The organism is Acidobacteriota bacterium (assembly GCA_033549365.1).
Taxonomy (GTDB): domain Bacteria; phylum Acidobacteriota; class Aminicenantia; order Aminicenantales; family Saccharicenantaceae; genus JAWSUF01.
Genome location: JAWSUF010000003.1, coordinates 145,442 through 160,656, shown reverse-complemented (window position 1 = coordinate 160,656; position 15,215 = coordinate 145,442). Strand labels below are relative to the sequence as shown.

Annotated in this window: 13 protein-coding genes and 1 tRNA gene; 12 read left to right on the top strand and 2 right to left on the bottom strand. The window is 57.6% G+C overall.

All coding sequences use genetic code 11. From position 1 onward, the window contains the following. Positions 1-125 precede the first annotated feature (125 nt). The 4 genes from tatA to SCM96_06020 all read left to right on the top strand — a co-directional run bounded on the left by tatA (position 126) and on the right by SCM96_06020 (position 5,474). Complete coding sequence (tatA, locus tag SCM96_06035) at positions 126-329, top strand: twin-arginine translocase TatA/TatE family subunit (GenBank protein MDW7760179.1); 204 nt, start codon at positions 126-128, stop codon at positions 327-329. A gap of 2 nt (positions 330-331) precedes the next feature. Further along, positions 332-1,399, top strand: a complete 1,068-nt coding sequence (locus SCM96_06030) for a methyltransferase domain-containing protein (GenBank protein MDW7760178.1) — start codon at positions 332-334, stop codon at positions 1,397-1,399. Then, entirely contained in the window at positions 1,396-2,310 is a 915-nt protein-coding gene (locus SCM96_06025) for an ROK family protein (GenBank protein ID MDW7760177.1), read from the top strand. Before SCM96_06030 ends, SCM96_06025 begins: the two co-directional genes overlap by 4 nt. A gap of 92 nt (positions 2,311-2,402) precedes the next feature. Further along, positions 2,403-5,474, top strand: a complete 3,072-nt coding sequence (locus SCM96_06020; protein MDW7760176.1) for a carboxypeptidase-like regulatory domain-containing protein — start codon at positions 2,403-2,405, stop codon at positions 5,472-5,474. Here SCM96_06020 and SCM96_06015 read toward each other — a convergent pair. Both SCM96_06015 and SCM96_06010 read right to left on the bottom strand, forming a co-directional pair. Further along, positions 5,463-6,401: a GWxTD domain-containing protein gene (locus tag SCM96_06015; GenBank protein ID MDW7760175.1), complete on the bottom strand. Its 939-nt coding sequence runs from the start codon at positions 6,399-6,401 to the stop codon at positions 5,463-5,465. The genes SCM96_06020 and SCM96_06015 overlap by 12 nt on opposite strands. A gap of 92 nt (positions 6,402-6,493) precedes the next feature. Beyond that, positions 6,494-6,580, bottom strand: a tRNA-Leu gene (locus tag SCM96_06010). 181 nt (positions 6,581-6,761) lie between these two features. On the opposite strand from SCM96_06010, the gene SCM96_06005 reads away from it, so the two are divergent. From SCM96_06005 to SCM96_05970, 8 genes are all read left to right on the top strand, one after another. After that, a complete protein-coding gene (locus SCM96_06005) occupies positions 6,762-7,907 on the top strand; it encodes a hypothetical protein (protein MDW7760174.1) in 1,146 nt (381 codons plus the stop codon). An 84-nt stretch (positions 7,908-7,991) separates the two neighbouring features. Then, on the top strand, positions 7,992-11,432 hold the full coding sequence (locus SCM96_06000) for a hypothetical protein (protein ID MDW7760173.1): 3,441 nt from the start codon (positions 7,992-7,994) through the stop codon (positions 11,430-11,432). A gap of 156 nt (positions 11,433-11,588) precedes the next feature. Further along, the gene (locus tag SCM96_05995; protein MDW7760172.1) at positions 11,589-11,960 is read left to right on the top strand and encodes a hypothetical protein; all 372 of its coding nucleotides are present in this window, start codon (positions 11,589-11,591) and stop codon (positions 11,958-11,960) included. Between the two features lie 115 nt (positions 11,961-12,075). Continuing rightward, entirely contained in the window at positions 12,076-12,480 is a 405-nt protein-coding gene (locus SCM96_05990) for a hypothetical protein (GenBank protein ID MDW7760171.1), read from the top strand. Beyond that, positions 12,477-13,565 carry a hypothetical protein gene (locus tag SCM96_05985; protein MDW7760170.1) on the top strand — a complete coding sequence of 363 codons (1,089 nt, stop codon included), beginning with the start codon at positions 12,477-12,479 and terminating at the stop codon, positions 13,563-13,565. Before SCM96_05990 ends, SCM96_05985 begins: the two co-directional genes overlap by 4 nt. 18 nt (positions 13,566-13,583) lie before the next feature. Beyond that, on the top strand, positions 13,584-14,042 hold the full coding sequence (locus tag SCM96_05980) for a roadblock/LC7 domain-containing protein (protein MDW7760169.1): 459 nt from the start codon (positions 13,584-13,586) through the stop codon (positions 14,040-14,042). Beyond that, positions 14,039-14,617 carry an ADP-ribosylation factor-like protein gene (locus SCM96_05975; GenBank protein ID MDW7760168.1) on the top strand — a complete coding sequence of 193 codons (579 nt, stop codon included), beginning with the start codon at positions 14,039-14,041 and terminating at the stop codon, positions 14,615-14,617. Before SCM96_05980 ends, SCM96_05975 begins: the two co-directional genes overlap by 4 nt. Further along, a complete protein-coding gene (locus SCM96_05970) occupies positions 14,614-15,210 on the top strand; it encodes a roadblock/LC7 domain-containing protein (GenBank protein ID MDW7760167.1) in 597 nt (198 codons plus the stop codon). The genes SCM96_05975 and SCM96_05970 overlap by 4 nt, the downstream gene beginning before the upstream one ends. The last annotated feature ends 5 nt before the right edge of the window (positions 15,211-15,215 follow it).

Below are 15,215 nucleotides of genomic sequence, written 5' to 3'. Positions count from 1 at the left end.
GGGAACGCGCTGTCCATATCCCCGGTTTCCCACCGCAGCCTTGACTTTTTCCAGGGGAAAAGGTAACGTGTTCATATCGCGGACAGGATCGGATCCCCCCGAAAACCGGCCCTCAAAGGAGGTTTATGATGTTTCTTCTCGGCCCCGTCGGACCTACGGAACTCATTCTCATTCTGCTCATCGTCATCATCATTTTCGGCGCCAAAAAGCTCCCCGATCTCGGAAAATCCCTGGGCGAGGGAATCAAGAACTTCAAGAAATCCATGAGTCACAAGGACCGCGAGGACCAGGATTCCGCCTCGCCGAAGGACGAACCACCCACGAATTGATCATGCGCCGGACCCTCGAGAATCTGACCGAGGCCCGGAAACGGAAGGAAGACCTTTTCCGGGAAGAATCCGAAAAACTTGAACGCCGGCTTGCGGGCGAAAGTCTGGATGCCCGCGAAATCCGGGACGCCCTCGCCTCACTTCTCGACCTTGTCCGCCGTCAATCCGAACTCGCCGACGCCCGCGACAGGGAATGGGATGCGCTGGCCTCCAACCACGTCGCCATGATCTTCAAGAGTATGGAATGGCGGGTGGACAAGCTGGCCGCCGAGAGCGCCGACGCGAACATTCTGCTGAAAAAACTGTTTCTCCTGCGGGAAAAACTCGACGCTCTGCTCAACGCCCTGGAAGGCGCGGCCCAACCCTCTCCTGAGACCGTTCGCGCCGTCTTCGGACCTCTGGAAGATTGGCGCTACGCCGGATTTGAAAACCGGTTCCGCGGCTACGAGGAAGAAGTCCGCCGCCAGCAAGGCCGCTATCTTCCCCTCTTCCGGAAGGGCGGCGCCGTTCTGGATCTGGGTTGCGGCCGGGGGGAATTCCTGGAACTCCTGAGAGACAACGGCCTTGCGGGAGAAGGTGTCGATCTCAACGGTCAGATGATCGATATCTGCCTGGACAAGGGCCTGATCTGTGAACAGGGCGACCTGTTCGAAAAGCTGGCCTGGAAAGACAACGGATCCCTGGCCGGAGTCTTTTCCTCCCAGGTCATCGAACATCTGCCTCCCGCCTATCTCAAGCGGCTTGTCGAAACCGCCTTTCTCAAGCTCGAGCCCGGAGGCGTTCTTGTCCTGGAGACGGTCAACCCGACATCCGTCTTTGCGCTTGTTCAGATTTTCTTCCTGGATCTGTCCCATCAGAAACCCATCCATCCCCAGGCCCTTCGGTTTCTGGTGGAAAGTGCCGGTTACGAAGACGTGAAAATCCTGTTTTCCGATCCCCTGGGCGAGGAACGACTCCGAACCCTGCCCGGCGCGGATGAATCGTCGGCCCTCCTCAATGCCAACATCGACGCCTTGAACCGGCTGCTTTTCGGACCTCCGAACTATGCCGTCACGGGCCGGAAAACATGACGAAGAGGTCCTTCACCGCCGGCTTCGATATCGGCGGGACAAAGATCAAATACGGAGTGGCGGACGCCGGCGGGCGGCTCGTCGTCAAGGGCCGGAAAGCCAGCCCGGAATCGGCCGGCGCTTTCTTTTCTCTCGTGGCCGACCTCTGGGCGGACATGAAACGGAAAGCCCCGGGCCGCATCGCCGCCTGCGGCTTCGGAATCGCCGGATTTTTCAGCCGCCGGGAACAGATCATTCTCCAATCCCCCAATTACTCCCTACTCGACGGCATCGAGCTCCTCTCTCCTCTCAAGAAAATTCTCGGCGTCCCCGTCCTGATCGACAACGACGCCAACATGGCGGCATATGGGGAATGGTCCGGAAGACCCCGCAAGGACCAAAACAGCCTGGTTTTTCTCACCCTCGGAACCGGAATCGGCTCAGGAATCATTTTGGAAGGGCGCTTGTGGCAGGGAGACAACGGTTTCGCAGGCGAGCTCGGACATCTCATCGTCAATCCCGAGGGACAACGCTGCCCGTGCGGCTCGCGGGGATGCCTGGAGACCGAAGTGTCCGCCGGCCGGATCGCCGCCGACTACCGGTATTTTGCCCGGTCGGAGGAATCCCTGACGTCCCGGGACGTTTATCTTCGGGCCCGCCGAGGAGATCCCGCCGCTCTTAAAAGCTTCGAGCGCAGCGGCACCTATCTGGGGATCGGCCTGGGCGGCGTCATCAGTCTTTTTGATCCCGGGCGGATCGTTCTGGGAGGAGGTGTCATGGCCGCGGGGAATTACATTCTTCGCCCGGCCGTCGAAGAAACCCGGCGCCGGACCAACCCTTTCGCATTCGCGCGCTGCACCATCGAGCGGTCCGTTCTGGGGAATGACGCCGGAGTTCTCGGCGCCGCGGCCCGGGCCCGCAACCTGAAATAGACGCCCCGGATGCAACGCAGACCCTGCAAACGTGGTTGAAATCTTTGACATCCCATGGGGAATACCATGTATAATGAGCCGAGGAGGCAACCGTGCCAAAGACATTTATCTTGATCGTCATCGTCATCGTCATCGCCATTCATCTCGCTTTCGCGCCGCCGCTGTCCGCCGAAAGGCCCGCAGGCACATTGACGGGAAAAATCACGGATATGCAGGGCTTCCCCCTCCCCGGCGCGTTTGTTTATGTCTCGTCATCAACCCTCCTGGGAGTCGAAAACTACATCACATCGGATACCGGACGCTTTTATTTTCTCCGCCTTTTTCCGGGTTTGTATCGGATGTCCATCGATATGCCGGGCTTTAAAACGATCCACATCAACGACATTCGCATCCGGGCGGGGAAAGCCGTCTCCCTGTCCGTCCGGATGGAGGCTACGGATATCGAAGAGGAAATCACTCAGAAGCGGCCGTCTCCGATGCTGGACGCGCTTTCCCCGAAGCGGGCCTTCTGGCTGGACCACGATGTCCTGACCCGCCTCCCCGGTCCGCGCGACCTCACCCTGATTCTCGGATTGATTCCGGGATTTGTCGGAGACGCCCCCCGGAATCCGAAATCTTTCGCCGTTTTCGGGTCGGCGACCAACGCCAACACCTGGATTCAGGACGGTTTCAACCTGACGGATCCGGCCACCGCCTCACCGATGATGCCCCTCAACATCGATCTCATCGAAGAGATCCAGGTTGTGACCACCGCCCTGCCGGCCGAAGCCTACCCCGGCGAAGGAGGTTTCATCAATATTCTGACCCGTCCGGGAGGAAGCCGGTTCAAAGGCGAGCTGTCCGTCTTTCATACGGGCCAAGGCCTCTCACGGTCTTTCTGGTCGGATGAAGACCTGACCCGCGTCGTCAACGCTCCGTCGGAAGCGGACAAAAATTTCTGGGATGCCTCTCTCTCCATGGGCGGCTCCCTGATGGCCGACCGGGCCTGGTTTTTCAGCAATGCCCGGCTGACCTTCCGTTCTCAGGATACGCCTTTTAACACACGGTGGCAGGATCCGGGAGGAAGCCTCCACCAACCTTACGACTGGAGCGCCCGCCGATTCTCCGGTTTCTTAAGACTCAGGATTCAGGCCACCTCCGATTTCCTGGGTTTTGCCGAGGTCGGGATCAACCGCCACTCTCAGCCGATTTATGAGCGCGATGTGGCGTTCCTGACCCCGGAGGCGGCCACGCGGAACCTCGACGGCGAAAAGCTGTTTTATGTGTCCGGAGGCGTCACCCATATCATGAACCAGAACACCTTCGTCGACATGAAAGCCGGCTATGCCGAATATTCGCGGCCGCTCCTCGTCAACAGGGCCGGGCAGAATGCTCCCCGCTATGAGGACCTGTCGACGGGCGCGATCTGGGGAAGCGGATTTATCAATGACATCTCGGATCGGCGCCGGTTTCAGGCCGGGGCGGCCCTTGTTCATATCCAGGAAAACCTGATCGGGGCCCATCACGAAATCAAGGCCGGCGGGGACTATGAGGACATATCGTCCGACAGGACGTCCTGGAAGGAAGACAACCTTCTCATCTTTGCGGCCGACGGCAGCCCGTATTTCTACGGATCGGGGGTTTCTCCGGCAACAGGCGCCGAGGTCGGAAAGGGTTTGGTGGGCTTTCTCGTCACCGGAGCGGAAAGAGGCAATCTGTTCCTTCGAAGCGAAGTCAAACGCCTGGGATTCTTTATTCAGGATACCCTGACCTTCGCCGGACGGGTGTCCCTGTCCCTGGGGATGCGGTTCGACCGATCCGAAATGCGTTTTCCCGCGGCAACGAAGGGCCCGGCGGCCCGTGAGGCCTCGCTGAAAACCGGCGCGGATCTGATCCAGCCGGTCATCGGTCTGAATCCTTTCGACCGGTTCGTCGTTCCCGAATGGGAGGGCGTCGTCACCTGGAACACCTTGTCCCCTCGAGCCGGACTCAACGTCGATCTCTCCTCATCGGGAACGGCCATGCTCAAGGCTTCCTTCTCCCGCTACCCGGAATATCTGAGTCCGGACATCGGGCGTTTTCTCCATCCGCTGGGCTCGGATCGGTTCCACCGATTCACCTGGTACGACGAAAACAAGGACGGCGTCGTCGACGCTTCGGACACCTTCGCTCTTCAAGACGAGGATTTTCGCATCTATAGTCCGGGCCTTTTCAAAACGCGCGTGGCGAACGATGCCTCGGCGCCTCACACGGAGGAGTGGGCGGTAGGCCTCCACGGAGAGATTTTCAAGGACTTTTCCATGTCCGTGGGGTTCATCAACATGTCCCGCAGAAATATCCTGGGCAGCGTTCTCTTCGATCCCGATTCCGGCCGGGAGTGGTACAGCCTCAATCCCTACACGCTCGATCTCTGGGTTCCTTTTTCGACCGTGGTTCCCGGAGTGGACGATTATCCGGACACCTCCGTGACCGTTTACATGCCGTCGCAATCGGCGCCCGCCTTCTTCGAGCGGATCCAGAACATCCCCGAGCTGGAACGGTCCTTTCGGGGCCTGGAATTCGTCTTCCGAAAACGCATGTCGAACAACTGGCAATTCTACGGCTCTCTGGTCTGGGGAAAATCCTCGGGAAACGCCGACCTCAACATGAGAAACGTTTTCTTCCACAGGACGACCTGGACGCCCAATGCCTTCGTCAACCGTCCGGGCGACTCGCTGCTCGACCTGGACCGCCCCTTCGTCATCAAGCTCCTGGGAACGGTCCGGCTTCCCCTGAAGTTCGACCTCACCCTGTATTTCCATCACATCGGGGGAACGCCGTGGGCCCGCACCGTGACCATCGTCCCGCCCGATTCCTGGTCCGCACAGACGGGAGCGAAGGTTTTGCCGGTGACGGTCTTCCTTGAAAAGCACGGGACCCGGCGGCATTCCTTCTACGAAACTCTGGATTTAAGATTGGAAAAGACGCTCGCCCTGGGCCGGCAATCCTCCCTGCGGGTTTTTGTCGACGGATTGAATCTTCTCGGAAACACCTACGGATTGATCAACGGCGACGACGGAGGGCTCTGGTTTCCCGACGCGGAGAACAGCGCCACCGGCCGGAGGGTTCTCAGCCCCACCTACAAAATGACTCTCGACGCCTATGGGACGCGGGTCGCCCAGCTTGGACTGGGCCTAAGGTTTTAGTTTCATAAGCAGAACCTTTTTCTGCTCTTGTCCCTCCGCATCGAGCTTGACGAAAACGGTCAGGCTCGTCCCGGAGAGACGATCCCGGGCCGGGCCCAAAATCATGGGGATCTCCATGCGGAATCGTTCCGTTCTCTTCTCTTTGAGTTCGCCTTCCGTCAGGGACAACTCGAATCGTTCCGCCGCGGTCCACAGGATCCCGCCTTCGGGATCGGCAAGTTCCAGACGGACATCGAAGACGGCCTCGAGAAACCCGTCCCGGTAACGAAACCAGATGGCCGCAAAAGGCACTTCGACGGAGACGGCGGCTTCGTATCCGGCTTCATCCGCGCGAAGGGTCCGCACGCCGACATCGAAATCGAACAGGCTTTTCCGGGCGGTGAATTGTTTCTGGAACTGTCCCTGAGCGATATTGAGCTGCTGGAGATGTTCCAGATTGACGGCTGTCAGAACATAATTCCCCGAGCAATACTGGTCGATAAAGACGACGGGAAACGCGCCGTAATACCAGATCTCCCGGCAGTTCGTTCCCGCCGTCATGGGATACGTCACGCGCTCGGACGGAGGACCGAACAGAATGAAGATCCGGCCCCGGTCGGTCAACCAACCGGGGCGCCCTTCTCCGCGAAAGAGCTCTTCCGCCCTGTCCAGTCTACGGAAATATTCCTCCTTTAACGGATTGTCCTCCGTTTGAGGATCGGGATCCCGGCGTTTCCAGAATTCCTCCCGGAACGCCGGCCGTTCGCTTTCCGGAAGTTCCAGAAAGATCTTTCTCTCCTCCCGGGTGATGATGTAGCGAACCTTGGACAGAAAATCCGCGTCTTCCGGCGCCAGGCTGCGCTCCAACATCTGCAGACGGCAGGTCGACAGAAGAAGGCCCATAATCACAAGCGATGCGGATGCCCAAAAGGAATTTTTTTTTCTCATGTCCGCCTCCGTCCGCGGGATGTCTCTCAGATCCACATTACCCGGCCCGGAGAAAGAAATCAAGGCGCGGCGGACTGGGAGGAGAGTGGAGATGGTGCGGAAGGTGGGACTCGAACCCACACAGCCTTTCGGCCATAAACTCCTGAGGCTTACGCGTCTGCCGATTCCGCCACTTCCGCACCGGGCGAAAAAGCCTCGCTTGAGGGATTCCATTATATGCGGAAAAGAACCGTTCTGTAAACAGGTCGGCGCGATTCTTGACAAACGGGATCAGGACGCCTATTTTGTAGGCGTTGGCCCATCTCGCGGATATCCACGTCGAACAGGACGCCGGAGTCCGCCATTTTTTTTGGAGGTGACATGAAACTTTCCGAGCGTTCCCAGATCGAGGCTTTGGCGAAATTCGATGCCAAGGGATTATGGACCACGTCGTTTTTCCTGGACACCGACAAAAGCCGCCTGATGAAAAAAGAGATCACGCTGAACCTGAAAAACCTTCTCAGCCGGGCGGCGGCCGGGCTTGAAAATCTCGATGTTAACGCCAAGATCAAGGACTCTCTGTCTGAAGACCTTTCGGCGATCGAAGACTTCTGCCGGACCGGTCTCAACACCCTGGGGGCGCCGGGACTGGCCCTGTTCTCCTGCAGCAGCCGCGGTTTTTTCCGGGATTTCGAACTTCCCCACGGGCCTCGGCCCCGTATTCTTTTCGAACGCAGCTTTTATGTCCGGCCTCTTTCCGCCATCTTCGACAGGCACCGGAAATCCCTCATCTGCCTGCTCGACAGCCGGGAAGCCGTCTGGTACGAATCGACCATGAACGTCCTGAACAAACTGGCCGAGCTGGAAAGCGATGAGCCTCCTCCGTCCAAGGGCCGCACTTTTAAAGGCTACGAGACCAAAAAAATCGAACGCCAGATTGAAGCCCATGTCCTGGCCCATCTCAAAAAGGCGGCCGGAAAAACCTTTCAGATCGACAAAAAAAACGGCTACGACTCGCTTTTCATCGGATGTGACGACAAGCTTTTCTCGGCTCTCGACGGATTGCTCCATAACTACCTGAAGCAGAAGTTCTCCGCCCGGATGAAAGCCCGCCCGGGAACCGGCGCGGACAGGGTCCTCCAGGAAGCCGCCGATCTTGAGAAACGGCTCAAGAAGGCGGAGGAGGACGATATCGTTCTCCGCCTCGTCGGCATTCTCGAGAAAGGCGGCCGCGCCTGTTCCGGACTTCTGGAAACCCTGCGGAAGCTCAATGTCTACGAAGTTCAAACCCTCGTCGTCACCCACGGTTTTTCCGCGGAAGGCCGCATCTGCCCGTCCTGCCGATTTCTATATGTGGGCGAATTGAGATGTCCCACCTGCGAGGTGAAGACCGACAAAACGGCGGATATTGTGGACGAAGCCATCGAACAGGCCATGACCCGGAATCTTCCGGTCAATCACATCACGCCGCCGTCGAAGCTCGACCGTTACGGCAAAATCGGCGCCTTTCTGAAATACACGGTCTGATTTCCGTGCGGACTCACCGCCTTGTCCTGAAGAGAGCTTTTGGACTATATTACCGGCCGCAAACCCAGAAATAAGGAGTTTTCCATGACGACCCCGAAAACCGGTTTATTCTCTCCGGTCATGCCCATCCTGGTCCTGCTCGCCCTGTTTTCAGGGCTGAGCCTCCAGGCCGGAGCCCAGGCTCCCCTGACCGTCAAAGACCTGGACATTTTCAGCTGGCGCCACATCGGCCCCTGGACATTTTCCGGCCGGATCACCAGCTTCGCCGTGCCCCCGGGTCAGAACAAGGTCTATTACGCGGCCACGGCGTCCGGAGGCGTCTGGAAAACGGAGGATCACGGCATCAGTTTCCGGCCCATTTTCGACAAATACGGCACGCTCAGCATCGGTTTTCTGGCCGTGGCGCCGTCCAATCCCGATATTCTGTATCTTGGGACGGGAGAACCCATGCACGCCCGTTCGAGCTCCCACGGCAACGGGATGTGGAAATCGACGGACGCCGGGAAGACCTGGGCGCCGATCGGCCTGGAGAAGAGCTTCTTCATCGCCAAAGTCGCCGTTCATCCGGAAAATCCGGATATCGTCTACGTCGCCGCCGAAGGGAAACTCTACGACAATGAAATGGACTGCGAGCGCGGCCTTTACATGACCACGGACGGCGGCCGAACCTGGTCGCTGTCGCTCGACCTCGGCGACCGCGGCGTGGGCGATTTCGTCATGAATCCCCTGAATCCCGAAATTCTGATCGCCGCGGCCTATAAAACCTACCGCAGGACCTGGACCTTCATCGACCGGCAGCCGGGCAACCATCTGTACAAGACAACGGACGGAGGACGGACCTGGAACAAGCTGACACAGGGCCTGCCGCTCGAAGCCCGGATGGGCTGGAACGGTCTCGACATGTATCCCAGGGATCCCAATATCGTCTACGCCCGGCTGGACGAAGAGGTCAATTTGGGTCTTGACATCCTGCAGGATCGCTACCTGTTCCGGCGCGGTCTTTTCCGCGACGGATTCTATTTCAACAGATTCAAAACTTTGGCCATCCCCCGGGACCTGGCCCGGCTGGTTGTTTTCGAACCCCTTAAGGCCGAATCGGAACGGGATCTCACCGAAAAGCTCAACGAACTCATCCGCGACAAGGACTTCGCCTCCCGAACCGGCGTCGATTTCAAGACTTTCAACGCCGCCGCGAAAAAGATCTACGCCGGGGACAAGGACATGATGGAAACCGTTCTCGAATTCGAGAAGACGCTGGCCGGCATCGAGGCGGACCGGGCAACCGCTGACCAAGCCAACCGGTTCGTCCTGGAAACCCTGAAAAAAGGGGCCCCGGAGGGCGCTCTTCACCCCGATTTTGAGAAAAGCGTGAAATTCGAGGCCGATAAAGTCCCGGCCGCCTCGGAACTCTGGACGAACGCCGAACGCTGGGCCGCTGATCCGGATCTCCTGGAAAAACTCGGATTGAGACCGGCCGCTTTCGCCGCCGCCGCGCGGAAGATTTACAAGGATGACCCGGCGGGTCTCGAAACCACGGAAAAAACGGAAGCGGCGTTCAAGGATCTCGAAGCGGTGCGTTTCCGCTACCAGACCGTCAACCGCTATATTCTTCAAGTCCTCTACGGTCAGGCCCTGGCCCGGATGGCTCCGGTCGTCAAGGCCGGCTTTATCTATCGTTCCGAGGACATGGGCGAGAGCTGGACGCGCATGACGGATTACCGCCTGGTCGGCGGAAGCGCCGTCGTCAACCAGATCGAAGCCGGATATTCGGGCCGCATTTATGTCGATCCCAACAGCGACAAGGTGATCTACGCCGTCGAGGTGAGGGTCATGAAATCCGAAGACGGAGGCGTGACGTTCAAGGCCCTGCCCTGGAACAGCCCTCACCAGTGCCATGTGGACACCCGGGGGATGTGGATCGATCCTCTGGACTCCGACCACATTCTGAACGCCAACGACGGCGGGGTCAGCGAAACCTGGGACGGCGGAAAACACTGGTCCCAGAAAGACACCATCTCGGCCCAGCAATTCTACAAAATCTCCGTCGATCAGGAGATGCCTTATAACGTGATGGGAGGAACCCAGGACAACGGCTCCTGGCTGGGACCGTCCCAGAATCGAAACGTCTACGGCGTCTATCCGGCCGACTGGACTTACCTGCCCTCGGGCGATGGTTTCACGGTCGTCCGCGACTGGTGGAACCCGGATTGGATCTATTTCGAGAGCCAGTTCGGCGCCTCGCGGCGGATGAACCTCCGGACCGGGGAAATGATCGGGCTGGCTTATCGAAACACGGATGAGGAGAGAGCCGCCGGAGTTCCCGAACAACGCTACCAGTGGGACGCCCCCATCGTGCTCTCTCCGCACAATCCGGGAATCGTCTACATCGGCTCACAACACGTCTTCCGTTCCCTGAGCCGGGGAGAACCCGGGTCATGGGAAAAAATCTCGCCCGATCTGTCCCGGGCCGATCCGAAGAGAATCGCCGAATCGAAATTGACGAATCTTCAATATGCGACGATTTACACGTTCGCCGAATCGCCGAAAAAGCCCGGCATTCTCTGGGCGGGAACCGACGATGGAAATCTCCAGGTTTCGACGGACCACGGCAACACCTGGAGGAACGTCACAGCCTCCTTTTACGACGCAACGGGGAAACTCCGGGCCAACGCCCCCCGCGGAGCCGTCCTTCCCTGGGATCGATGGGTTCAGCGCGTGACCCCGTCCCACCACGACTCCGATGTCTGTTATGTCGCCTACTCCGGATACCGGACTCACAATGAAGACACGACCTATGTCTTCAGGACACGGGATTTGGGCCGGACCTGGGAGGATCTCAGCGGCGGAATGATGAATCCGGTCTGGGACATCAAGGAGGATCCCGACAATCCGAACGTCCTCTATCTCGGAACCGAATACGGCGTCTTCATCACCATCGACGGAGGCGGCCACTGGGTGAAAATGTCGGAATCCGCACCCGATGCGATCGTCATGGACATGGATATCCAGAAGCGGGAGAGGGATCTGGCCGTTGGGACATACGGACGGGGATTCTACATCGTGGATATCCAGCCTTTCAAGGAATTTTCTCAGGAAACCTTCGACCGGGACGCTCATCTCTTCGAGCCTCAGCGGGTCGTCAAGTGGAACATGTTTGAGAGACGCGGCCAGACCTACGGGGAATTCGCCAAAACCCTGAATCCCCCGAACGGGGCCAATCTCTATTACTGGCTGAAAGGCGAAGCCAAAGGGGTCAAGATCCTGATCAGGGACACCTCCGGTAGAACGGTTCAAGAGCTCAATGCATCCGGAAAATCGGGGCTGAACAAGATTTTCTGGAACCTTCGGGTGCGGCCGCCTCAAGAGGACGCGGCCGGGACACCGGGGCAGCAGGCCCGTATGGGAGCCTTTGGCGCTCCGACGGCCGAGGCAGGACGATATACCGTGGCACTCATGATCGGCGACACGGAGGCCGGCTCGGCGGAGCTTCAGGTGATTGAGGACCCGGAAAGGCCCCCGAACTAATATCACCCCTGGAATCATCTTCAGGGGTGATTGACCGGGACAAGTATTGACCATTTAATAGTGAAGCCTGATTCGAGAGCCCCAAGGCAAAGGAGAATGGCCGGAAAAAGGAAGCCCCGCAGGAAAAGCCGCCAAAATTCCACTAGGAGGATCATCATGAATATCAAGAAACTTCGTTCAGCCGTTGACAAATTAAAGGAAGACCTAGGAGACGGTCTGATCGCTTCGGATATCTGGATGGTTGCCGACGGCCAGAGCATCTGTGGTTACAATCCCCAGCCCAAAGCCACCGCACTCTTCAACCAAGTCACAACGTTCCTTAACAAATCCTTGAAAACAAGCAACTTTCCCGCTCTCGGTAAGTTTTATATCATCGACCTGACGGACCACAAGATGGTCATGATCATCCCCATGGAAGAGTATCAGTGGGGCATGTTGGTGGATAGCCGGAATGTCCAGATGGGTCTTCTTTTGAACGTCATTCTTCCGGATATTGTTCTGAAGTTCAAGGAAGCTTTGGCCCAGTAGATCGCATATCGATCGCCGCCGGATAGGCGGGAGAGCCTCCGGGTCGAAGGAGCGACGTTCAGGGGAGGAAGCGTGGTCGTTTTCAGGATGACCGGTCGAGAGGGATAGAGCACAGATGAGCATTCCTCCGACCGCTTTGGCTCAGGTCGCCGATCGTTTCCCGCTTGTCGCCGACCAGGATGGGTTCGCTCTGATCGTTCCGGACGGAACCGTCCTCTTCGCCAAGTTCGCCGGTCCCACGCCCGACAAGGTTCTGGATCACGCCGCTCGGCTTCTCAGCTCCACCAACGCCGTCACGTCTCTGTCCAGCTCCAGCGTTGTGGAACAGATGCAGGTCGAATGGGAGGAACGCGTCCTTCTGATCAAGAGGCAAAAGGACAAGAGTGTTTACATCGTCCTGATCGGAAAAAAGACCATGAACCTGGGGTTGGCAAAGATTCTGATCAAGGATCTATCTCAGGCCCTGGAGCGATATCTGAACACCAATAAGGCCCCGCAAGCCGGAAAGGAAAAGATGTGAGCGGCCTCAAGGACTACGAGGAAGCGGCGCTCCTGGCTTCAATCTGGCACCGGAACCGGATCGTCATCTATTCCACCGAACCGGAAGCCTCCCAACGGGTTTTTTTTCGCCTCAAGCCCTTCATCCCGCTCTACAGAACCATTGTCCTCTGCGGCGAATTCCCCAAGGAATTGCGCTATATCCAGGGAGCGAAGTTTATCGATTCCGGGGAAGACGATGTCCAGAGAGAGGCCTTCATGCAGTCCTATGCCGAGGAGGAATTGGGGTCGCCCCCCGTCCAAGTCGTCTACTTCCGGGCCGGTCCGAAAACCCTGCGGAACGTGCTCGGCGTCATGCCCCAGGGCTGGATGGCCACCACATCCTGCAAACCCGATTTGTGGAAAGGCGAAAACCTCAAGATCCAATACGATCTGAAATTCGACGGCGTCCAGGTTTTTCTCCTCGATCCCGTCCCCGAAAACATGCTCATCGAGGAAATGATCATCGATGAAACCAAAAGCTGCAGTCCCGGCATCAAGGAATTCAAGGTCCAGGTGAAGCAGAGCGAGGTCCACCTCGGCTTCAAAGCCCTTCTCAACGAATTGGAATCCGGAAGTTCGCTGAGCGAATCCTACATCTCCGAAATGCTGAATATCCGGCATCGGACCCTGGAAAAAATCATTGAGATCGGGAAGCGGGAGCGCCGCATGGATCTATCGTCCTATATCCGGCGGACGACTCCCGACATCATCGGGTTTCTCAAGGATATGGAAACCTTCAAGGAGCTGTATTTGGCCTGCATCTTCGAGGGCAAAGACCTTGTCGGCTACGCCAAATACCGGGACATCCATTTTCCCACAAAAAGCTTTTTCAAGATCCTGGACGAACTTGAGGCCCTGGCCGCCGCCGCCGGCGACTCGGGCCAGCTCAAATTCGTGGAGATCAATACCCGGAATATCAAAATCATTCTCAACCCCTCTGCCAATCTGTTCGGTTTCGTCCTGGAATCCGGATCCAATCCCCTGATGGTCCGTTACCGGGTCGAAGATTCTCTTGAAGATCTTCTCAAAAGGAAAAGCGATCTTTCCGACAAGGGAGGCGCCTAGCCGCATTGAAGGAGTGCCATGGCCAACATCAAAGAGATCGTTGAAGGCATTATGACGCGCGTTCCCGAGGTCGTGGGAGTCATCCTGATCGACATCGACGGAATTCCGATTGAAATGGCGGGCCGCTTCGACATGAAGCCCGAAGATCTGGGTGCCCTTCTCGCCGCCTGTTACAACTCCTATTCCCAGGTGGGAACGGAACTCGGACAAACCCTGGACAACATCATTGTGGAATACGGCGATCTCAAGCTTTGCCAGAACAGGATGCCCCGCGGACTTCTGACCATCATCGCCGGGAAAAACGCCTATATCGGGATGATCCGTCTCGAGGCCAAGCGGGCCATCGACAATCTGACCAAGATCATGCGGGACACCATGGATCTGCGCGGGGAATTGGTCAAGGAAATGAAATTCCGCCTGCCCGACAGCCGCAGCATCGCCGACATTCTCGCGCGGTTTGAGAAAGAGAGCCAGTGAGAATCATCAACGGAAAAATCTACTTCAAGGTTCTTTTCTTCGGAACCGCCCTGGCCGGGAAAACCACATCGCTCCGCTGGCTGTTCAATCATGTCATCCCAACCGACATGAAGGTCACCCCGAAAATCAAGTCCATCGAGACGTCCTTCGGCCAGACTCTGCTGTTCGATTTCACGCCGATCCAGCTCAGTCCCAACATCCACGTCCGCATCTTCACCGCCACGGGCCAGGACTACTATCTCAGCACCCGAAAAATGCTTTTCGAGGATGTGGACGGAATCTTTTTCGTCATCGACAGCCAGAAAAAGGAATTGGAGCACAACCGGGAATTCGTGGAGGAGTTTAACCGGTATCTGGAAAACCTGCCCCGGCTGAACAACGCCGTCGTCATCATCCTCTTCAACAAGAACGACATGGACGATATTCATTCCGCTCAAGACCTGGCCCGGATGTTGAATCTCGAAAAATACCCGTCTTTTTCCGTCAGCTCTCTCCTCGGAACAAACCTTCGGGAAGCTTTCATCACGATGATCCGCAGGATGCTTGAACGCATGGAACAGGAGGCCCGGCCATGACATTTATATCCAAGACCGTCGAAGACATGATTCATGACGGCAAACTCTATCAGGCCGTGGTCGTGGATAGCGAAGGTCTGCCCGTCGACGCCCGCGGCGAGATGTTCGATCCGGAGATTCTTTCGGCTTTCGCATTTCCCCTGCAGGAAGTCCTCCGCAACCTTCAGGACACGCTGGGCATCGAGAAAATCAAGGAACTCTCGCTGCGGACCATAGGCCGGAAGCTGCGGATCACCATGAGTTTTTTCTCCGTCAACGCCACGGATTTTTGCCTGATCATTCTTTCTCCGGGAACCTCGGCCCCGCCTCCCGCGCTTTCTGAACTCGTCCCCATGGAAGAAGGCCCGCCCCCGGCCGAGACACCGGAACAGCCGGATCGGCCCGCGGCGGCGGTCGAAACCCCGGCCGTTCTTGAAGGTCCGCTGCCGCCGGAATCCCTGGAGGCTTTGAGCGAACAGGTCAGTCGCAAGCTGTTCCGGGATATTCTGGAACAGATGGTGGAAAGGAGAATACAGCGGGCCACGGAAGAGGCCGTCCAGAGGGAAATGGACAAACTGCGATCGAAAGCCAAGATCGACATTTCCCAAGAATAACCGTC

Coding starts and splice junctions, on each gene's coding strand:
- SCM96_05980 (MDW7760169.1), top strand. CDS start 13,584: ATGGCCAACATCAAAGAGATCGTTGAAGGCATTATGACGCGCGTTCCC.
- SCM96_06025 (MDW7760177.1), top strand. CDS start 1,396: ATGACGAAGAGGTCCTTCACCGCCGGCTTCGATATCGGCGGGACAAAG.
- SCM96_06000 (MDW7760173.1), top strand. CDS start 7,992: ATGACGACCCCGAAAACCGGTTTATTCTCTCCGGTCATGCCCATCCTG.
- SCM96_05970 (MDW7760167.1), top strand. CDS start 14,614: ATGACATTTATATCCAAGACCGTCGAAGACATGATTCATGACGGCAAA.
- SCM96_06030 (MDW7760178.1), top strand. CDS start 332: ATGCGCCGGACCCTCGAGAATCTGACCGAGGCCCGGAAACGGAAGGAA.
- SCM96_05990 (MDW7760171.1), top strand. CDS start 12,076: ATGAGCATTCCTCCGACCGCTTTGGCTCAGGTCGCCGATCGTTTCCCG.
- SCM96_06015 (MDW7760175.1), bottom strand. CDS start 6,401: ATGAGAAAAAAAAATTCCTTTTGGGCATCCGCATCGCTTGTGATTATG.
- tatA (MDW7760179.1), top strand. CDS start 126: ATGATGTTTCTTCTCGGCCCCGTCGGACCTACGGAACTCATTCTCATT.
- SCM96_05995 (MDW7760172.1), top strand. CDS start 11,589: ATGAATATCAAGAAACTTCGTTCAGCCGTTGACAAATTAAAGGAAGAC.
- SCM96_06005 (MDW7760174.1), top strand. CDS start 6,762: ATGAAACTTTCCGAGCGTTCCCAGATCGAGGCTTTGGCGAAATTCGAT.